Here is an 18,528-nt window from a genome sequence, read left to right on the forward strand (position 1 = left end):
TGCGATGAAACGCCCCGATCCCGTTGCCCCCTCTGACGACGCCTCGCGTGCGCTCGCCTGGCAGCTTCTCTCCGAAGCGACCCATGCCGCGCTGTCCTGGACCGACCCGGAAACCCTGACCCCCGGCATCAGCCGCGTGGCCTTCGCGCTGGATCCCGAGGCCGGGCCGCTGACCCTGATCTCGGGCCTCGCCCCCCATACCACCGCCTTGCGCGCGCAACCGGCCTGCGCCCTGATGGTGGGAGAGGTCGGAGACAAGGGCGATCCAATGACCCACCCGCGCCTGATGCTGCGCGCACTCGCCGCGTTCGTCCCCGCCGATGATCCGCGCCGCGCAACCCTTCGCGCGCGCTGGCTGGCCCGCAACCCAAAGGCCACAGTCTATATCGACCTGCCCGATTTCTCTTTCGTCCGCCTGGTGCCGCAATCGGCGCTGCTCAATGGCGGCTTTGCCCGCGCCTTCCGGCTGTCCGCCGCCGATTTCGAGGCCTGACCCCGCGCGCAAGGACCGCCCCGGCGCGTCCTGTGCTAAGGGGAGAGTGCCTTCATCAGGAAAGGACAGACCATGCCCAGCCCGAAGAACACGATCTGCCTCTGGTATGACAAGGAGGCCGAGGAGGCTGCCAATTTTTACGCCTCTATCTTCCCCGACAGCAAAGTCACCGCCGTCCACCACGCCCCCGGCGATTATCCGTCGGGCAAGAAGGGCGATGTCCTGACCGTCGAATTCACCGTCTTCGGCATTCCCTGCATCGGCCTCAACGGCGGCCCGGTCTTTGCCCAATCCGAGGCCTTTTCCTTCCAGATCGCCACCGATGACCAGGACGAGACCGACCGCTACTGGAATGCCATCGTCGGCAATGGCGGCAAGGAAAGTGACTGCGGCTGGTGCAAGGACCGCTGGGGCCTGTCCTGGCAGATCACGCCCCGCACCTTGACCCAGGCCTTTGCCGCAGGCGGGGCCGAGGCCCAGCGCGCCTTTGCCGCGATGATGACGATGCAGAAGATCGACGTCGCCGCGATCGACAAGGCGCGGCGCGGCTAGGCCGCAGTCACACCGGCACGTCCATGCGGATGCGCGCGACGACCGTTCCTTTCACCGCCTCGCCCCAGCGCAACGAGGCGATATTGCCCCCCGCGCCCTGCCCCGCCAGCGCATTGGGCTGCACATAGCGCACCGCGTTCGCGGCATTGGTGATATTGCCCTGCGGCAATGCGGTTTCGACCATACGGATGCGACCGCCAAAGGGGATATAGGCCGAGGCGTCGATGTTCCAGGTCGTGGCCTCGGTGTTCTGATCATGCGTCGCGGTGATCGGATTGGCGATGCGCTGGCTCACCTGGTTGAAGGTATTCCCTTCGACCAGCACATCGCGCGAGCGGGTGAAATCCAGCGTCGCAAAGGTCGTATCCAGCGCCTCGACCCGGTCCACCGTGGCATTGAACGCCCGGAACGTGTTGTTCACCAGGCTGAATCCGTTGAGGAAATGCCCCGATCCATAGGGTTTCACCACCAGCCAGCGGAAGGCCGAAGAGACATCCGACGCGATGAAGATATTGCCCACGATGTTCAGCCCGCCAAACGAGAGCTCGTTGCTGAAGCCGGGTTCGGGGTCATGCTCATTCCCCCATTCGATGAAGCAATTGTCGACGTAATTGCCCTGCACCACCGTCGCCACATTGGTCTGGGTGAAGACCAGCCCCGCCACCCGCAGCCCGGCCGTAGCATCATCGCCCTGGAAGAAATGGTTGTTGCAGATCATGTGCGAGGTGCCGTTCATCACCGCGAAATGGCGGAAGCGCACGATCCGGTTGTTGCGGATCTTCGTGTCATTCGCCTGCACGTTCAGCGAGATGGTGGTGCGGTTCTGCGCGTCCAGCGCCTGCTCGTTCGACAGGAACTGGCAATAATCCAGAAGCATCCCCTGACAGCCCGTCCCGGTCGAGGTGATGCCGCGATCCAGCGGCTTGTTGAAGGTGCAGCTGTCGAAACGGTTCACCGACCCGGCCAGGGGCATCATCACGCCCGACGAAATCCCCAGGCAGTTGAACTCGATCTGGTGCATCTCGAAATTCGACAGGGTCGAGAAGCCCGCGAAATCCAGCAGATATTTGAACCGCTTGAACGTATAGGTCCGCGTCCCTGCCGCCCCATACAGGGGCTGTGACAGCTCTATCGTCCCCGCGCCAAGATTCTTCGACTTCACATAGACTTCGCGCCCGCCCCCCGTGACCTGCACCAGCGCACCCAACGGCACATTCGCCACATTCGCCACCGCCGTCAGCGTGGTCGGGGAGGAGGCCGAATAGGTCGCCACCGAGGTGACGGTCGTGGTGTTCCAGTTGGTCGAGGCGACTGCATTCAGCGTGCCATTGCGCAGGATGCGCTTGGTGGCGAAACTGCTCAGCCCCGAGACCGCCGCCACATCGACCGGCGCGGTCAGGTCGACCCGGCGTCCCGACATGTCAAAGGCGACATGATCGCTGAAATAGAACAGCGCCTGCAACGCGCGGCGGAACCCTTCCTGGTCGCCGCCAAAGGCCGCGGCATAGGTATCGAGATCGAAATTCCGCGTCAGCACCAGCCGGTTCGCCGCTGGCATGGTGACCGTGCCGTTGAAGCGGATCGGCGCAGTGACGGTCAGATTGCCGGAAATCAGATAGGTGCCGGGCGAGACGAGGATCGTCCGTCCCGCCGCCGCCGCATCCGCCGCCTGGAAGGCCGCAAAATCATTGGCCACGCCATTGCCGATGGCACCATAGTCGCGCACGTCCACCACATCCGTCAGATTGCGCAGGAAGACCGACGTGACATCCTCGACCACAATGTCGTCGATGCGCACCACGCCGCCCGTGGGCCCGGTCAGGTCCAGTCCGACATGGGCAAAGATCGGCTCAAGCCCCCAGACCATGTTCACGCCCGTCCGGTTGCCCGCGCCGATGATCGCCTGAACCGTCACCACCTCGCCATAAGTGGTCAATTGCGTCGACGGCCCGATCTGCGGCGCCGAAGTCACATTGGTGCCGCCGACATTCCCCGCCCAGGCCGCGATGCGCACAGCGGGCAGATTCCCCGAGACGGCCTTCACCCGCGCGGTGATGCGAATATACATGTCCGGGCGCAGCGGCGTTTCGGCGAAGGCGCGCAGCTTTTGCGTCGAGGCCGTCTTCTGCAGTTCAAGACAGCCTGCGAAGTCCTGGTCATTCGTGACCAAGGCGGCATTGGGCGCGCCCGCATAGCTCGCATCGCCCAGCAGGCCGTTCGCGCTGGACCACTGGGTCAGCCCGGCCGAAAAGGGCGGCGGCATCAGCACGAGCCCATCGGTAATCGCCTTGTTCATCTGAATGCCCCTCTGCCCGATCGCTGAAGCGCAGCCACGGCCCGCCGGGACCCGCGCCTTGGGGCAAGGGAAGTATCAACAGGCCGTTAACGCGGCCTCAGCCGCCCGCGCGGCAGCGGCCGCCGCAATGCAACGACAAGACAAGATCGATCAGCCTCAGACCCCCAGACCCTCGGCCCGCAGCACATCAACCGCATTGATCTTCCAACCCTCGGGCGTGTTCACCATCTGATAATCCAGCACATGCGGCCTGCCCTGTGCATCGGTAACCTCGACCCGTTGCCACAGCACGCCACCTTCGTCATGCATCTCGCCCATGGTCACCTCTCTCGGGCGATGCACCATCGGATAACCCTGCGTCACCATGCGGGCGAAATTCTCGGGATTGCCGAAGACCGCGCGGATATTCGGGCTGGCATAGGTGAAGGCGGTCACGAAATCATCGGCCAGAAAGGCGTCAATCTGGCTGCGGATCGTGTTCTGGATCTCGGCTTCCTGCGCCAGAGCCGCACGCGGCGGGGCGATCAGCAGAAGCGCAAAGGCAAGACATAGGGACAGACGGCGCATGGCGCGGCCCTTTCGATCAGGACTGTCCCCGAGACGAAGGATAGGCGCAAGACGCCCCCTGTCAATGCCCGGCCCGTCACGGGGCCGGGCCAGCCTCAGCCCGCCAGCTCGCCCGCCAGCGCGCGGTCGATCAGCGCGACCGTCTCCTTGATACCGTAAAGCGCAATGAACCCGCCAAAGCGCGGCCCTTCGCTGGCACCCAGAAGCACCTCATACAGCGCCTTGAACCAGTCGCGCAGCGGCTCGAAAGCGTGTTCCTTGCCAACGGCATAGCAGATGTTCTGCAAGGTCTCGTCCTCGACCGGACCCGCATGGGCCACAAGCCGCGCCCGCAGTTCCTCGATCGCCGCGCGCTCCTTGTCTGTCGGCACGCGGAACACCCGCGACGGCGCGATCTTGTCAGTGTAATAGCGCAGCGCGAAAGCCGCTGCCGCGTCAAGATCGGGGTTCTTCTCCGGGCTCGCCTCAGGCGCATATTTGCGGATGAAGCCCCAAAGCCCCGCCGCATCCTTGGCCCCCGCCACCGAAGCCAGGTTCAGCAGCATCGCGAAAGGCACCACCATCTTCGATTCCGGCGGCTTGCCGTTGTGGATGTGCCAGACCGGGTTGTTGACCTGCTGTTCCACCGTCTGATCCGGGAAGGCGCGCAGCTGCTGGTGATATTCATCCACCGCCTTGGGGATCACATCCCACCACAGCCGCTTCGCCGTCTTCGGCTTCTGATACATGAAATAGGACAGGCTCTCGCTGGCCGCATAGGTCAGCCATTCGTCGATCGTCAGCCCGTTGCCCTTGGACTTGCTGATCTTCTGGCCCTCGAAATCCAGGAACAGCTCATAGGTGAAATGGTTGGGCTTGCGCCCGCCCAGAACCTCGCAGATCCCGTCATAGATCGGCGTGTTGGTGGAATGGTCCTTGCCATACATCTCGAAATCGACATCCAGCGCCGCCCAGCGCGCGCCGAAATCGGGCTTCCATTGCAGCTTCACATGGCCGTCCGTCACCGGCAGCGTCCACTCCCGCCCGTCCTCGTCGTCAAAGGTGATCGTGCCATCCGTGGCATTCACCTCCTTCATCGGCACGTACAGAACCCGCCCCGTCTCGGGATGGATCGGCAGGAAGCAGCTATAGGTCTGCTGCCGCTCCTCGCGCAGGCTGGCCAGCATAATCGCCATGATCGCGTCATAGCGTTCCGCCGCCAGGCGCAGCGTGTCGTTGAACCGGCCCGACTTGTAGAAATCCGTCGCCGAGATGAACTCATACTCAAAGCCGAACGTGTCGAGGAACCGCCGCAGCATCGCGTTGTTGTGGTGGCCAAAGCTCTCATATTCCCCGAACGGATCGGGGACCGAGGTCAGCGGCTTCTGGATATTCGCCTTCAAGAGCGCCTGGTTCGGCACGTTCTCCGGCACCTTGCGCATCCCGTCCACATCGTCGGAAAAGCAGATCAGCCGGGTCGGGATGTCCGAGATGATCTCGAAGGCGCGGCGGATCATCGTCGTGCGCGCCACCTCGCCGAAAGTGCCGATATGCGGCAGGCCCGAGGGGCCATAGCCGGTCTCGAACAGGACATAGCCCTTTTCGGGGTCCTTCTTCTCATAGCGTTTCAGAACCGCGCGGGCCTCCTCGAACGGCCAGGCCTTCGATTGCATCGCCGCATCCCGCAAGCTCGTCATCGCACGCATCCCTTCCCGCCGGGGCCCCTTGCCGCAGCCCTGTGTCCTCTATTGCCGCCGCCCCGCCCCGTCAATAATCTCCGCCCCATGCCCCCCCTGCAAGAGACCGCCATGAACGACACCCCCGCCCTTTCCGCCCAGGACGCGCTGATCGCGGTGATGATCGCCTGTTCGGCCTCGGACCAGGACATGCGCACGGCCGAGCTGGTGGCGATCACCCGCATGGTCAACCACATGCCGGTCTTCGCGACCTACGATGCCGACCGCATCCGCCGCGTCGCCCGCATGGTCTTTGACCTCTTCGAAGAGGAAGACGGGCTCGACGCCCTGTTCGGCCTGATCCGCGAGGCCCTGCCGGAGCGGCTGAACGAAACCGCCTATGCGCTCGCTTGCGACGTCGTCACCTCGGACGGCCGCCATTCCCAGACCGAGCTGCGGATGCTGCAGGAGGTCTGCGAAGAGCTGAAGATCGACCGCCTGCACGCGGCGGCGATCGAATGGGGGGCGAGGGTAAGGCATATGGGGGTGTGAGGGCGGACCCTACTCGTCTAGTAGAATCGTACAGAACGCTTGGTTTCTCTTCTTCGCAGTTTCCACCAAAGTATCGTAACCGTAGACTTGGATCAGCACTTGCTCCTGATCTCGATACCGATACCAAATCTTCGGATTGTAGTTGTTCTTGAAATCATGCCGCCTGAGAACCGGTATCAAACTCGACGTGATGTCCGCGACAATGAATGCCTGCCTCCGCGTAACTCCAGCGAAGGAAATGTGTGTTCCGTCAACCTTGCTGATCCCGCCAGATGCCAGAGCTTTTTCGAGCGTATCTATGACCTGAGTTACCGGGTCAGTTTTTGCATCACCAAACTTATAGTCGTTTCGACTCGGCTTCTTGAACTCAACAATAGCGAGTGAAGTGCCGTCCTCATCACCCAACACCATTGAGTCATCGAAGAACAAGAGGTCTGTGACCTTATCGCCCTGCTGGCGTCTTTTCCCGTGCATCGTACGGTCACTCGAAACGTACGGGACGAAAGCAAGAGCATCGTCAATAAGCCAAAGATTATGCTCAAAATATTCGACATTCGTCGAATCACTGAATCGCCTAAAGATCAGAGAGTGGACCTCATCCTCACTGCCCCGCTTATCTGACGCATTGAAACGTCGAGACGCATCCAATAGATCGATAATGCTTTTGCGGTGCAGAACATACTCAGCTAGCGCCTCCTTCTTTCCAGCATCAATCTTTCCCGCGAGTTCGTGGATTTTCTCAATGTACGATTCTTGATTGTTGGATGCTTCGGCAATCTGCTTGAGCAGATCACCTGTTGCACGAAATCGCGAGAGAGCCAAATCCTGTACGAACTCCTCCGGCCCCCAATTATTTGGCTTCCTAGAAACATACTCGTCTAGCGTCTGCCCTTTGAGCCCCAGTCTCAAAATAGGATTCTCTTGCAACGTCAGAGTCAGCTGTCGGCTCTGACCTTCCTTAATCTTCTCAACCTGAACCTGCTCTTTTTCTTGGATAGCAGAACAGACGCTTCCCACTATCGATTCAATAGCTTTTGCAGGAAGGTCGATGCTAGTACGCGAGTCATTTAGGCGCGTCTCGAATGCGTCACCCCGAACCACTGCAACAATAATATATTTCTCGTCGCTCCTGTCGGTAAAGTGCGCTGCCCCAAGTTTATTTGAAAGATCGCGAGGGTGCCCGACGATCCGATCAGCCGCCGCCACCAACAGGGAGTGACTCTTGAACTGACGAGTCTTAGGTATTTTTGTCAGAGCGTAGTTGAGACGACAGGTAACTCCGTCGATTTCACAGTCAAACTCGCCAGTGTCATGAGGCACAAATAGGGACTTAAAGTAGTAAGTGATATTTTCAGGCTCACCTTCACCAAATTGGAGTGAAATCTGCGGCAGCCCTCGCGAAAGAAAATAGGGAAGAAAATGCGATCCAATCTCTCCCTTAATATCGTCAGTTGTCAGCTCACTGATCAGATTTCGCCACTCATTCTTTACGTCGTCAAGCTCCAGGCAGACACCGAAATCTTCAAAATCCGGCTCCCCCTCGTGGAAGACGATCTCCTCGTCCCTTTCAATGTCAAAGCGAAACGTCCGAACAGACTCTGAAACCCCAGACAAAAATCGACTAGAGTAGTGAATGCGCGAGAATACTTTGAAAGCTATGAATCTTCCAAAACCTCGTCCGCGCTTACTCAGCTTGAACCCGCTAAACGGCGTTCTGAACGAAGTATAGTTATCGTCATTCAGACCTATACCGTTATCCGAAATTGAGACAAAAAAGTTATCTGGGTCACCAACATTATCAAACCGAAGGTGAATTCTCCCCTTCCTAGTGGCATCTTCGCCGAATCTTTGCTCGATCCCATCGAATGAATTGGAAAGTGCCTCAAAGATGGGAAGCATAAAGCCGTGCGAGCTGACGCTCAAATGAGTTCGGGCAAGGACCGCTCGCATATCCGGCTTGATCAATGCGTCGGTTCGGCCAGCAGTGGCGACAAGACCTTCCATTAAGCGTCGCACTCCCGGCTGACTCGTTCAAACATTCACGGCACACTAGCAGAGACCGTTCGTCTCTGTCTCCTAGACTTGTTGAGCCTGTACTAAGAACTACCGCTTGGCAGCCCCTTAGCCTGATCTACCCCCAAACCCCCGCCCACCGGCTGATCAACTGCCCCTGCAGCCGCCGGGACCGTTTGATCCAGGCCTCCACCCCCTCGGGGTGTTCCCTTGCGGCCACCGGCACGGCGTCGCGCCGGGCCGGGTCGCCGGTGAAGATGGCGAAGATCATCTCGCGCCCACCGGGGGGGCTGATATGCCCCGCCAGCGCCGAGACGAAATTCAGCGTGCCCGACTTGGCCACCACCTTCACCGGATGGCCCTTGATCACCGCGCCCTTGTCGTCCTTCATGCCGACATCGCGCAGGATCGGCTTCAGCCCGCGCCCCTGGCGATGCGCCGCCAGCAGGATCGCCGCCATGTCCTGCGCCGAAATCCGCGAGGCGCCGCCGAGGCCGGAATGGTCGACGAAGCGCGCCGTGACGCCGAAGGTCCGGTCCACCCAGTCGGTCATCGCAGCGCCCGAGGCCGCCAGACTGTCGGCCCCGCTGGCCGCCAACCCGTTGCATTCGGCGGTGATGTTGGTCGAGAATTTCAGCATCTCGCGCAGCACTTCGGGCAGGGCGTCGCTTTCGACCCTTCCGATCTCGGTGCCCGCAGGCGCGGCCGCCACCATTTCCGGTGCGGGCAGGGCAATGCCCTGCGCCCGGGCGAGCGTCTGGAAGACCTCTGCCGTGTAAAGCCCCGGCTGGCGCACCGGCAACCAGCGGCTGCCGCCCTTGCCCAAGGCACCCGAGGCGACCGTCCAGTCCTCATGGTCGCGGTTGCGCTTGTAGGTGAACAAGGGCGTCTCGCGCCGCACCACCTGCATCCGCGCCAGATCGACGGCGGGGACGAAGCGTTCGCCCCGCGCATCCATGCTGACCGCCCAGTCGCCGCCCGCCTTCTTCCACTCGAAATAGACCCGGTTGAAATTCAGGTTCAGCCCGCAAAGCGCCGGGTTGTAGCCCACCTGCACCGGCTGATCCTCGGCGATGGCCTCCATCCGGGGCAAGGCGCCATCGGCGGCCAGAAAGCGGCCCTCGACCCGCTTCAGCCCCGCCTTGGCCAGCCGCGCCACCAGATCGCCCAGCTGGTCGGTCTGCAAGGTCGGATCGCCGCCGCCCAAGAGCACCAGATCGCCGCGCAGCGTGCCGGCCTCGACCGGCCCGGTCGCCAGCACGCGGGTCGCATAGCGATGCCCGGCCCCCAGCCGCTCCAGCGCGAAAAGCGAGGTGACGGTCTTGGCGACCGAGGCGGGCGGCAGCGCCTTTGCAGCATCGCGCGCCTCGAGCACCGCCCCCGTCGCGGCATCCAGAACGATGAAGCCGACCGATCCGCCCAGTTTCGCCGCCGCGACCAGCGCCTCGGCGTCCTTGACCGCGCCGCCCGCCGATGCCGCGGCGCCCTTGCCCCCGGCCGGGCGCGGCATCGGCCGGGGCGAGCGGTCGATCCCCTCGGCCCAGACGGGCAATGCCGCCCCCGCCAGAAGCCCCGCCATCATCCCGCGCCGTGTGATCACTCTGGCACCTCCCGCTGACCTTTCCTGCCCCTGATACTCGATTCGCCGCCGCAAGCCATGCGCGAAGCCGTGATCTACCGCCGCCACTCGCCACGCGCCCGGATCGCGCTCGACGAGGCATCGTTCATCGGCACATTGACGAAAACCCAGGCCGGCGGATGTTTCAGCGCGATGCTCTCGCCCCGCCGCAGCCGATAGCCGCGGAACACCTGCGCCGCCACCGACAGCCGTGCCCGCAGCCCCGAACCCGGCCGCGCCAGCACCCCCACCGGCACTTCGGCCATGATCTGCCGCCAGCGCGCCCAGCGGTGGAACTGCACCAGATTGTCTGCCCCCATCAGCCAGACAAAGGTCACCCCGGGATACAGCGCCTTGAGCTTCTTCACCGTCTCGGCGGTCAGATTGGTCCCCAGCTCGGCCTCCAGCGCCGTGATCTCCACCCGCGGATGCCGCATGATCGCGCGGGCATGGGCCAGCCGGTCGGCCAAAGGCGCGGGCGGGCGCGGCTTCAAGGGGTTGCCCGGCGTCACCAACCACCACACCCGATCCAGCCCCATCCGCTTCAGCGCCTCGTGGGTGATCAGGACATGGCCTTCATGCGCCGGATCGAAGGATCCGCCCAAAAGACCCACCACCATCCCCCGCCGCGCCAAAGGAAAGCCCTGCCGCATAAGTGTTTCTCGCCCTCCCGGTCCTTTGCGCCTTGGTCCTTGCGTGCCAGGGGAAAGTCAAGCCATCCCGCTTGACGCAGGCCCGGCCTTCTGCACCATCTCCACCATGGACACGGCCACGACCTTCCACGATGCCGACCCCGACGATCCGCCTGCGCAGGCCTGCCTTGCGGCCTATTTCAACCTGCTTGCCCAGGTGATCCCCGGCCTCGCCCCGCCCGGCCTGCCCCTTTACGATGCCGCCGATTACCGCCCGCCCTCGGGCGTTTTCCGGCTGGCGCGGCAGGGCGGCCAGACGCTGGGCTGCGTGTCGCTGCGCGCCCATGCGCCGGGCATAGCCGAGGTGAAGCGGCTCTGGATCGCGCCCGAAGCCCGGGGGCAGGGCCTTGCCCGCCGCCTCATGCAGGATATCGAGACCCGCGCCCGCGCCATTGGCTACACAAGGCTGGTCCTCGACACCAACGCCGCCCTGCCCGCCGCCATCGCGCTTTACCAAGGTTCGGGCTGGGCCGCGATCCCGGCCTATACCGGCTTCCCTGCGACGCATTGGTTTGGCAAAGACCTTTGAATCCGCCGCCGCAGCAGTTGCAGCTTTGGTCCCGGCCCGCTAGATCAGCGCCAACCCGCGACAGGAGCACCAGATGGCCAGCTATCAATATGTCTATCACATGGACGGCGTGACCAAGACCTATCCCGGCGGCAAGAAGGTATTCGAGAACATCCGCCTGAACTTCCTGCCCGGCGTGAAGATCGGCGTCGTCGGCGTGAATGGCGCCGGTAAATCCACCCTGCTGCGCGTCATGGCCGGCTGGGACAAGGATTATCAGGGCGAGGCCTGGGCCGCCAAGGGCGCGACCGTGGGCTATCTGCCGCAGGAACCGCAGCTGGACGAACAGTTGAATGTGCGAGGCAATGTCATGGAAGGGGTCAAGTCCAAGACCGCCAAGCTTGACCGCTATAACGAGCTGGCGATGAACTATTCCGACGAGACCGCCGAGGAAATGGCCCGTCTCCAGGATGAAATCGACGCCCAGAACCTCTGGGATCTCGACAGCCAGGTCGATATCGCGATGGAGGCCCTGCGCTGCCCGCCCGATGATGCCGATGTCGCGACCCTGTCGGGCGGCGAACGCCGCCGCGTCGCGCTGTGCAAGCTTCTGCTCGAAGAGCCGGACATGCTCCTGCTCGACGAACCGACTAACCACCTGGACGCCGAGACGATCGCCTGGCTGCAAAAGCACCTGATCGACTACAAGGGAACGATCCTGACCGTCACCCATGACCGCTATTTCCTGGATGACATCACCACCTGGATCCTTGAGCTGGAGCGTGGCCGCGGCCTGCCGCATGAGGGCAACTATTCCTCGTGGCTGGACGCCAAGGCCAAGCGGCTGGAACAGGAAGCCCGCGAAGACAAGGCCAAGCAGAAGGTTCTGGAAAAGGAACTGGAATGGATCCGTGCGGGCGCCAAGGCCCGTCAGGCCAAGTCCAAGGCCCGGATCAGCGCCTATGAGAAACTGGCCGATGAATCGGTCAAAGAGCTGGTCGGCAAGGCCCAGATCATCATCCCGCACGGGCCGCGCCTTGGCTCCAAGGTCATCGAGTTCGAGGGCGTCTCGAAGGCGATGGGCGACAAGCAGTTGATCGAGAACCTGTCCTTCATGCTGCCCCCGGGCGGCATCATCGGCGTGATCGGCCCGAACGGCGCCGGCAAATCGACGCTGATGAAGATGATCACCGGCGCCGAAAAGCCCGATACCGGCACGATCACCCTGGGCGAGACGGTTCAGCTTTCCTATGTCGACCAGTCGCGCGATGCGCTCGACCCGAACAAGAATGTCTGGCAGGAAATCTCGGACGAGCTGGACATCGTCGTTCTGGGCGATGCCGAGGTGAACAGCCGGGCCTATTGCTCGTCCTTCAATTTCAAGGGCTCGGACCAGCAGAAGAAGGTCGGCATCCTGTCGGGCGGCGAACGCAACCGCGTTCATATGGCCAAGCTCTTGAAATCCGGCGGCAACGTCCTGCTGCTTGACGAACCGACCAACGATCTGGACGTGGAAACCCTTCAGGCGCTGGAAGCCGCGATCGAGGCCTTCGCCGGTTGCGCGGTGATCATCTCGCACGACCGCTTCTTCCTTGACCGACTTTGCACCCATATCCTTGCGTTTGAGGGCGACGCCCATGTCGAGTTCTTCGAGGGCAATTTCGACGCCTATGAACAGGACAAGATCCGCCGTCTGGGGCCGGATTCGGTAGAGCCGAAGCGGGTGAAGTACAAGAAGTTCACGCGTTGACCCGATAGCTTGCCGTCTCCGCCGCGCTTTCGGGCCCGGCGGAGACGGCACCGGCGCGAGAATCCGATGTGAATCTTAAGAATGGGTTAATTCTTCTCCATTAACTCATTGAATTTATTTAATCCCGCCTCTGTCCCACCGTGGGACATCGCCGCCCTTCCCCCGCCCCCGCGATCCAGGCAGGATGCGGCCATGATCGCGATTCCCCTGATCCGGCAAGGCAAGGGCCTGGCGCTTGTGGCCGCCCTGGCAGCCTGCGCGCCCGCGCCTCAGGCCCCTGCCCCCTCGCCCCTCCACATCCTGACCCCGGCCCCCGTTGCCCAGCCGGAGAGCCTGACCTTCCTTCTGCCCGGCGCGCTGACGACCTCGGCCGTCTTCGGCCCGGCCCGCGACTGGGGCGATGCCAGGAACCCGGTGATCGAATACCGCCTGCCCGGGATGCTGGGCCAGCCGGTTCATCCGCGCCTGACCATCGAAGGCGCCGCCGCCTGGATCGCGGCGCAGGCCAACCTGCATCCCGGCGCTCGGATAAACCTTCTGGCCTATTCCACCGGCGCCGCCATCGCCTTCGAGGCGGCACCGCTGATCGACACCCCCAGCCGCGTCACCATCGCCGCCGTCTCTCCCGCGACACCCTTTCCCGGCGCGGCGCTCGCGGCCCTGCGTGGCGGCCTTCAGGTGGTCGGATCGGCCCTCGCGACCGGCAGTCTCGGCTGGCAGCCGATCTGGGAGGATTACTTCAAGACCCTGTGGTTCGGCAAAGGCTGGCGCGCCTCGCCCGAGAAACGCGCCCAGGCCGAAGACCTTGTCCGCCGCCTCCGCGACCAAATCGAGACTCCCGGCGGCGGCAGGGGCAAGGCGCAATCCGGCGCGCTTCTGCTGTGGACCCTCTCCGATGCGGCCCGAACCAGCGGCGCCCGGATCGCCATCTTCCATGGCGAGCTGGACCCGGTCTTCCCGCTGCACCAGGTCCGCGCTCTGACAGAGGCGCTTGGGGCCGAACTCTGCGTGCTTCAGGAAGGGGGCCATCTGCTGCTGCAATCGCGGCCAGAGCTTATAGATCGAATCAGGGATTATCTCCTCGACCCGGAAACGCCGCCCCGCTGCCCGTGAAACGCCGGGAACCGGCGCCAGAGGCAGCCGCACGGTGCGCCCCGCCCCTGTCGGACGTGCTGATTTCGGCGCGACTTTTCAGCATCGCGACGCAAGAGGGCCAGGGCCGTGCCGATCTCCTGGCGCTTTGTCAGGCGCATCCTGCCGCCGCCCGGCACGATCGGCCGAAAATGCCACATTTGCGCCGCATTGCTGCGGCGGGGGGCGCGACAGTCCTTGCGCTTGCGCTCCCCCTCGTGCCGGCCTTCCTGACGCGCAAATTCAGGCTGACCGGCGTCGACAGCGATCCCGGCAAAACCGCCTTCCGCCCCCTTCTGGCGGCCATCATCCCTGGCCATGAGACCACAATGCGCCGCTGCCGAGCGACGCGCGAAGCCGCCCTCCTGCTGCGGAAATCGGCCATGACGAGCTGCGCAAGGCCCGGCACGTGCGGCGATACAGCTATCTGATATTGCCGGATAATGCCTGCGGGATAGCCGCTCTGCGGTATCTCTCGCAGCCCCGCAGCCGCAGCGCGGAACCGGTCGCCCTCCTGATGCGTTTGCCAGGCAAGCAAAGCAATTCTGGAGCGACACAATGAAAGGCATTCTCGCCTGGGTCATCGGTATCCCGATCCCGATCATCATCCTTCTCTACCTGACCGACGTCTTCTGACCGGTCGTCCCAAAAGGGTGAGCGTCGGCGGGCTGGCTGGCGTTAACCACTCACCATGCTTCCCTTGTTCCGCCACAGTTCCGCCACCTCATGCCGCGCAAAATCGTGCCATCAGGAGGTTCGATCATGGCTTGCGTTCTTGTGATCCTGGGAAGTGTCTGCGGCTTGGCCTTGTCTGTCGCCGCATTGGTGTCTGGCACGGGGCCGCTTCTCGCCCTTGCCATCTGGTCCGGCAGCGGCGTCCTTGCGCTGGCCATCGGCGTTGCGATCGCGATGGTGGGCAGCCCCCTTCAACCGGGCGAGGCGACTGTCGATCCGGTTTCGGCCTGATCAGGTAAGCTATCCGCGTCCCGACCCCGGGCCGTGGAATGAAATGCCGCTCGGCCCGCGACCGGCGACAAGCGGTTTGCTTTTACAGGCGCCTTCACCGCCGCTTCCTTGCCAAGACTTGATTTTTCACTGACTTCCAGCAATATCTGCGCTGCGACGTTATCTCTTTCGACCTGTCTCCGATTTTCGGCACAGCATCGACCACAGCTGACTGCGCCGGGCCGCCGCACTTCCGCGGGTGGCATATAAAGGAGAATCACGATGGCCAAGGGCACCGTGAAATGGTTCAACGAAACGAAGGGCTATGGTTTCATCGCCCCGGAAGGCGGCAAGAAGGACGTGTTCGTCCACATCACCGCGCTGGAGCGTGCCGGTCTGCGCAGCCTGAAGGACGGCCAGGCCGTGACCTTCGACATCGAAGCTGGCCGTGACGGCCGCGAGTCGGCGACCAACCTCGCTCTCGCCTGAGCTTCACTTCGGCCTAACGAAAGGGGCGCAGCCGCAGGGCCGCGCCCCTTTTCAATTTCGACGGCGTCAGGCCGCGCGCCAGGCCAGCCGGTCGCGCAGGGCGTGTTCGAAGCCGACCTTCAGGCTGACCGTCGAAACCGGGGTGCGCAGGGTCACCGGCGCGTTGCGCTCTTGCGGGAAATCATGGCGCTCATGCTCGGCGCAAAGCAGGATCATCGGCACCCGCGACTGGACCGCTGCCAGGGTCCGGCGGGCCAGGGCCCCGGCCTCGCCCCCGCCGAAAGCATCGCAATCCATCACGAAAAGCCCGTAACCGCCCGGATCGTCGATCATCGCTGCCAGCGCGGCGTAAAGTTCGGTCTCCACCTCGACCGGGCCACCCAGGGCCGCCACCCGCGACACCAGCGGCGCAGCCTCGCTTTCCGCCAGAACGAGGACGCGCACGCCCCAGCCTACAGGCAGCGCCTGTTCGGTGTCGAAGTCACGGGTGAACTGCATCTTGTGTCTCCTTGGCCCGGCTTTGGGGCTGGACAGATCTTGCAGGTCGAGTTGGTTAATATTGAGGGAGAATTCGGGAATTGCTGGTGCGATGCCGCCTTATTTCCGCCCTCCTTCCCGGCCCCGTTGCCCGACCCTGCGAAAGAGCGCAGAGTGAGAGGGCCGCCCAGCCTGAGACCACGATGACAGAACCCGATTACCAAGCCCTTATCGACGCCCCGACTTGGGCCTTCATCCGCGCCACGGATGACGCCTATCCGCCCGACACCGCCACGCTGACCGTGGCCGACCAGCGCCGCATCTATGACCACATGTGCCGGGCTTTCTTTCGCGGCTATCCTGCGGGCGTGACGGCTGTTGATGAGACGCTCGCGGGCGTGGCCTGCCGCCGCTATCCGGGCGCAGGATCGGCCACGGTGATCTACTGCCATGGCGGTGGCTTTGTCGTGGGTGGGTTGCACAGCCATGACGATGTCTGCGCCGAAATCCGCGGCACGACCGGGCTGACCGTGATCTCGGTCGATTACCGGCTTGCGCCGGAACATCCCCATCCGGCCAGTTTTGACGATGTGGTCGCGGTGATCCGCGCTGTGCCGGGACCTCTGGTGCTGGCGGGCGACAGCGCGGGCGGAAATCTCTGCGCCGCCGCCGCCCATGCCCTGCGCGATCCGCGCATTCTGGGGCAGGTCTTGATCTATCCGGGCCTTGGCGGAGACAGGACCAAGGGCAGCTATGCGAACCACGCCCATGCGCCGATGCTGACCAAGGATGACCTTGAGTTCTATGCCGGAATTCGCCACGGCGGCGTCGCGCCGGCGCCGGGCGATCCGACAGTCTCTCCTTTGCAGGACCGCGATTTCAACCGGCTGCCGATGACCCTTGCCATCGGTGCGGAATGCGACCCGCTGCATGACGACGCGCCCGCCTATGCCGCCGCGATCCAGAAAGCCGGGGGCCGCGCCCATGCCGTCACCGCGACCGGCCTTGTCCACGGCTATCTGCGCGCCCGCGCCACCGTACCGCGCGCGGCAGAAAGCTTTGCGCTGATCACCGACACCATCGCCGCCTTCGCGCGCGACACTTGGCCCTTTGGAGCAACCCCATGAACCAGCACGCAAATCTCACCCATTGGGCCGAGAGGGTAGACCTTTCCGCCGCCTTCCGCTGGACCGTGCGGCTGAACATGCATGAAGCGGTGGCAAACCATTTCTCGATGGCGGTGAACCCGGAAGGCACGCGGTTCCTGATCAACCCGAACGGGCGGCATTTCAACCGGATCACCGCTTCGTCGCTTCTGGAGCTGGATGCCGACGATCCCGAGACGATGAACCGTCCCGACGCGCCCGACCCGACCGCCTGGGGGCTGCATGGCAGTATCCACCGCGCCTGCGCGCATGCGCGCTGCGTGATGCATGTCCATTCGATCCATGCGACCGTGCTGGCAAGCCTTGCCGACAGCCGCCTTCCGGCCATCGACCAGAACACGGCGATGTTCCACAACCGGCATGTCGTCGATGATCATTACGGCGGCATGGCCTTTGGCGACGAGGGTGCGCGCTGCGCGGAAATGCTGAAAGATCCGAAGGTTACCACCATGGTCATGGGCAACCATGGCGTGCTGGTGATTGGCCGCACGGTGGCCGAGACCTTCAACCGGCTTTACTATTTCGAGCGCGCCGCCGAGACCTATATCCGCGCGCTGCAGACAGGGCAGAATCTGCGTTACCTGTCGGAAGAAGTTGCGGAAAAGACCGCGCGCGAATGGGAAGATTACCCCGGCGTGGCCGATATGCATCTGCTCGAGATCAAGGCGATGCTGGACAAGGATGCCCCGGACTACGCGCATTGACAGGCAAAGCCCCGAACTTTCGATGAAAATTCGGGGCGTGTTTCAGGCGGACATAAAGGGTTTGGCCGTCATCGTATCGGGGACGGGCACGCCCATGCGGGTCAGGATCGAGGGGGCGAGGGCCAGCTGGTCCAGCACCACATCGGACGCGGGCATCGGGGAATCCCCGAAGTAGTAGAAGGCGAAATCGCGCTGGTCCTCGGTCGTGCCGCCATGGTGGCCACGCGAATCCTGGCCGTGATCGGCGGTGACAATCACCTCGAATCCGCTTTTGCGCCAACGGTTTAGGAAGGGCGCGAGGGTGGCGTCCATCTTGAAGCAAGCATCGTCCATCTCTTCGCAATCGTGATAGAAGCGATGACCCATGCTGTCGAGCGTGCAGGTGTGGAGAATGCCGTAATCGATGCCCTTGACCTCGGCCAGACGGGTCAGGGTGCCGAACAGGTCGTAGTCGGACGGCGTCATCTGGTTCACATGGCCATAGCCATGCATGGTGTGAAAGCGGCCATGGGTGATCGGGCCTTCGGGTTCGTCATATTCGATGTCACGCACCACATCGAAAGGCGCACGATTGAAGAATTCCGACCAATAAGAATGGGTTACGGCCCCGGTTTTCTTGCCCGACCTGGACAATTCCGAGAAAACGTCGGGAAATTCCAGCCGCCGGATATCGGCATTGTCCCAAATGCCATGCACCTGCGGCGGCACGCCGGTGTGGATTGAGGCATAGCAGCAGGCCGAGGTCGAGGGCAGGACGGCGCGCATCTTCCAGACCCGCGCATCGCCATGCGCGACCCAGCCTTCAAGATTGCCGAAAAGGCGGCGCCAATTGGCGTAGGGCACGCCGTCGAGGATGATGAGCAGCAGTTTTGTCATGTCTTGCAAGCGTCTTCCCAATGTCTTCCGAACGTCTTCCGCAA

General features: G+C 63.1%; 18 protein-coding genes. 10 read left to right on the forward strand and 8 right to left on the reverse strand.

The annotated features are described in order from the left end of the window. Positions 1–4 precede the first annotated feature (4 nt). Together ACED67_RS14155 and ACED67_RS14160 are read left to right on the forward strand one after the other, a co-directional pair. Positions 5–493 carry a HugZ family pyridoxamine 5'-phosphate oxidase gene (locus tag ACED67_RS14155; RefSeq protein ID WP_395542452.1) on the forward strand — a complete coding sequence of 163 codons (489 nt, stop codon included), beginning with the start codon at positions 5–7 and terminating at the stop codon, positions 491–493. A gap of 72 nt (positions 494–565) precedes the next feature. Next, positions 566–1,045 (forward strand): VOC family protein, encoded by a 480-nt coding sequence (locus ACED67_RS14160; RefSeq protein ID WP_395542330.1) that lies wholly within the window; start codon positions 566–568, stop codon positions 1,043–1,045. Between the two features lie 7 nt (positions 1,046–1,052). Here ACED67_RS14160 and ACED67_RS14165 read toward each other — a convergent pair whose 3' ends face one another. From ACED67_RS14165 to ACED67_RS14175, 3 genes are all read right to left on the reverse strand, one after another. Next, on the reverse strand, positions 1,053–3,341 hold the full coding sequence (locus ACED67_RS14165) for a glycosyl hydrolase family 28-related protein (RefSeq protein ID WP_395542332.1): 2,289 nt from the start codon (positions 3,339–3,341) through the stop codon (positions 1,053–1,055). 156 nt (positions 3,342–3,497) lie between these two features. Next, on the reverse strand, positions 3,498–3,908 hold the full coding sequence (locus tag ACED67_RS14170; protein ID WP_395542333.1) for a DUF4864 domain-containing protein: 411 nt from the start codon (positions 3,906–3,908) through the stop codon (positions 3,498–3,500). Positions 3,909–4,003: 95 nt separating this feature from the next. Then, positions 4,004–5,584 (reverse strand): lysine--tRNA ligase, encoded by a 1,581-nt coding sequence (locus ACED67_RS14175; RefSeq protein ID WP_395542334.1) that lies wholly within the window; start codon positions 5,582–5,584, stop codon positions 4,004–4,006. 111 nt (positions 5,585–5,695) lie between these two features. Between ACED67_RS14175 and ACED67_RS14180 the strand changes: the two genes are divergently transcribed. Continuing rightward, the gene (locus ACED67_RS14180; protein WP_395542335.1) at positions 5,696–6,115 is read left to right on the forward strand and encodes a tellurite resistance TerB family protein; all 420 of its coding nucleotides are present in this window, start codon (positions 5,696–5,698) and stop codon (positions 6,113–6,115) included. A gap of 9 nt (positions 6,116–6,124) precedes the next feature. On the opposite strand, the gene ACED67_RS14185 is transcribed toward ACED67_RS14180, so the two are convergent. The 3 genes from ACED67_RS14185 to ACED67_RS14195 all read right to left on the reverse strand — a co-directional run bounded on the left by ACED67_RS14185 (position 6,125) and on the right by ACED67_RS14195 (position 10,399). Further along, positions 6,125–8,119 (reverse strand): hypothetical protein, encoded by a 1,995-nt coding sequence (locus ACED67_RS14185; RefSeq protein ID WP_395542336.1) that lies wholly within the window; start codon positions 8,117–8,119, stop codon positions 6,125–6,127. A 127-nt stretch (positions 8,120–8,246) separates the two neighbouring features. Continuing rightward, on the reverse strand, positions 8,247–9,728 hold the full coding sequence (gene dacB / locus ACED67_RS14190; protein WP_395542337.1) for a D-alanyl-D-alanine carboxypeptidase/D-alanyl-D-alanine endopeptidase: 1,482 nt from the start codon (positions 9,726–9,728) through the stop codon (positions 8,247–8,249). Positions 9,729–9,802: 74 nt separating this feature from the next. Next, positions 9,803–10,399: a nicotinate-nucleotide adenylyltransferase gene (locus ACED67_RS14195; RefSeq protein WP_395542338.1), complete on the reverse strand. Its 597-nt coding sequence runs from the start codon at positions 10,397–10,399 to the stop codon at positions 9,803–9,805. A gap of 106 nt (positions 10,400–10,505) precedes the next feature. On the opposite strand from ACED67_RS14195, the gene ACED67_RS14200 reads away from it, so the two are divergent. The 5 genes from ACED67_RS14200 to ACED67_RS14220 all read left to right on the forward strand — a co-directional run bounded on the left by ACED67_RS14200 (position 10,506) and on the right by ACED67_RS14220 (position 15,261). Further along, complete coding sequence (locus ACED67_RS14200; protein WP_395542339.1) at positions 10,506–10,967, forward strand: GNAT family N-acetyltransferase; 462 nt, start codon at positions 10,506–10,508, stop codon at positions 10,965–10,967. Between the two features lie 73 nt (positions 10,968–11,040). Next, positions 11,041–12,696, forward strand: coding sequence for an energy-dependent translational throttle protein EttA (gene ettA, locus ACED67_RS14205; RefSeq protein ID WP_395542340.1), 1,656 nt, complete (start codon positions 11,041–11,043; stop codon positions 12,694–12,696). A 192-nt stretch (positions 12,697–12,888) separates the two neighbouring features. Continuing rightward, positions 12,889–13,809 (forward strand): alpha/beta hydrolase, encoded by a 921-nt coding sequence (locus ACED67_RS14210; protein ID WP_395542341.1) that lies wholly within the window; start codon positions 12,889–12,891, stop codon positions 13,807–13,809. Between the two features lie 780 nt (positions 13,810–14,589). Further along, a complete protein-coding gene (locus tag ACED67_RS14215) occupies positions 14,590–14,793 on the forward strand; it encodes a hypothetical protein (RefSeq protein WP_395542342.1) in 204 nt (67 codons plus the stop codon). Between the two features lie 261 nt (positions 14,794–15,054). Further along, positions 15,055–15,261 (forward strand): cold-shock protein, encoded by a 207-nt coding sequence (locus ACED67_RS14220; RefSeq protein ID WP_395542344.1) that lies wholly within the window; start codon positions 15,055–15,057, stop codon positions 15,259–15,261. A 66-nt stretch (positions 15,262–15,327) separates the two neighbouring features. Here ACED67_RS14220 and ACED67_RS14225 read toward each other — a convergent pair whose 3' ends face one another. Beyond that, a complete protein-coding gene (locus ACED67_RS14225; RefSeq protein ID WP_395542345.1) occupies positions 15,328–15,759 on the reverse strand; it encodes a hypothetical protein in 432 nt (143 codons plus the stop codon). A 182-nt stretch (positions 15,760–15,941) separates the two neighbouring features. Between ACED67_RS14225 and ACED67_RS14230 the strand changes: the two genes are divergently transcribed. Then, a complete protein-coding gene (locus tag ACED67_RS14230) occupies positions 15,942–16,865 on the forward strand; it encodes an alpha/beta hydrolase (RefSeq protein ID WP_395542346.1) in 924 nt (307 codons plus the stop codon). Then, positions 16,862–17,608, forward strand: coding sequence for a class II aldolase and adducin N-terminal domain-containing protein (locus tag ACED67_RS14235; protein WP_395542348.1), 747 nt, complete (start codon positions 16,862–16,864; stop codon positions 17,606–17,608). Before ACED67_RS14230 ends, ACED67_RS14235 begins: the two co-directional genes overlap by 4 nt. Positions 17,609–17,650: 42 nt before the next feature. Here ACED67_RS14235 and ACED67_RS14240 read toward each other — a convergent pair whose 3' ends face one another. Continuing rightward, positions 17,651–18,484: an alkaline phosphatase family protein gene (locus ACED67_RS14240; protein ID WP_395542349.1), complete on the reverse strand. Its 834-nt coding sequence runs from the start codon at positions 18,482–18,484 to the stop codon at positions 17,651–17,653. Between the last annotated feature and the right edge of the window lie 44 nt (positions 18,485–18,528).

The organism is Neotabrizicola paludis (genome assembly GCF_044142105.1).
Lineage (GTDB): Bacteria > Pseudomonadota > Alphaproteobacteria > Rhodobacterales > Rhodobacteraceae > Pseudogemmobacter.

Coding starts and splice junctions, on each gene's coding strand:
- ACED67_RS14240 (WP_395542349.1), bottom strand. CDS start 18,484: ATGACAAAACTGCTGCTCATCATCCTCGACGGCGTGCCCTACGCCAAT.
- ACED67_RS14200 (WP_395542339.1), top strand. CDS start 10,506: ATGGACACGGCCACGACCTTCCACGATGCCGACCCCGACGATCCGCCT.
- ACED67_RS14220 (WP_395542344.1), top strand. CDS start 15,055: ATGGCCAAGGGCACCGTGAAATGGTTCAACGAAACGAAGGGCTATGGT.
- ACED67_RS14235 (WP_395542348.1), top strand. CDS start 16,862: ATGAACCAGCACGCAAATCTCACCCATTGGGCCGAGAGGGTAGACCTT.
- ACED67_RS14210 (WP_395542341.1), top strand. CDS start 12,889: ATGATCGCGATTCCCCTGATCCGGCAAGGCAAGGGCCTGGCGCTTGTG.
- ACED67_RS14175 (WP_395542334.1), bottom strand. CDS start 5,584: ATGACGAGCTTGCGGGATGCGGCGATGCAATCGAAGGCCTGGCCGTTC.
- ACED67_RS14230 (WP_395542346.1), top strand. CDS start 15,942: ATGACAGAACCCGATTACCAAGCCCTTATCGACGCCCCGACTTGGGCC.
- ACED67_RS14185 (WP_395542336.1), bottom strand. CDS start 8,119: ATGGAAGGTCTTGTCGCCACTGCTGGCCGAACCGACGCATTGATCAAG.
- ettA (WP_395542340.1), top strand. CDS start 11,041: ATGGCCAGCTATCAATATGTCTATCACATGGACGGCGTGACCAAGACC.
- ACED67_RS14225 (WP_395542345.1), bottom strand. CDS start 15,759: ATGCAGTTCACCCGTGACTTCGACACCGAACAGGCGCTGCCTGTAGGC.
- ACED67_RS14160 (WP_395542330.1), top strand. CDS start 566: ATGCCCAGCCCGAAGAACACGATCTGCCTCTGGTATGACAAGGAGGCC.
- ACED67_RS14180 (WP_395542335.1), top strand. CDS start 5,696: ATGAACGACACCCCCGCCCTTTCCGCCCAGGACGCGCTGATCGCGGTG.
- ACED67_RS14215 (WP_395542342.1), top strand. CDS start 14,590: ATGGCTTGCGTTCTTGTGATCCTGGGAAGTGTCTGCGGCTTGGCCTTG.
- ACED67_RS14170 (WP_395542333.1), bottom strand. CDS start 3,908: ATGCGCCGTCTGTCCCTATGTCTTGCCTTTGCGCTTCTGCTGATCGCC.
- ACED67_RS14165 (WP_395542332.1), bottom strand. CDS start 3,341: ATGAACAAGGCGATTACCGATGGGCTCGTGCTGATGCCGCCGCCCTTT.
- ACED67_RS14155 (WP_395542452.1), top strand. CDS start 5: ATGAAACGCCCCGATCCCGTTGCCCCCTCTGACGACGCCTCGCGTGCG.
- ACED67_RS14195 (WP_395542338.1), bottom strand. CDS start 10,399: ATGCGGCAGGGCTTTCCTTTGGCGCGGCGGGGGATGGTGGTGGGTCTT.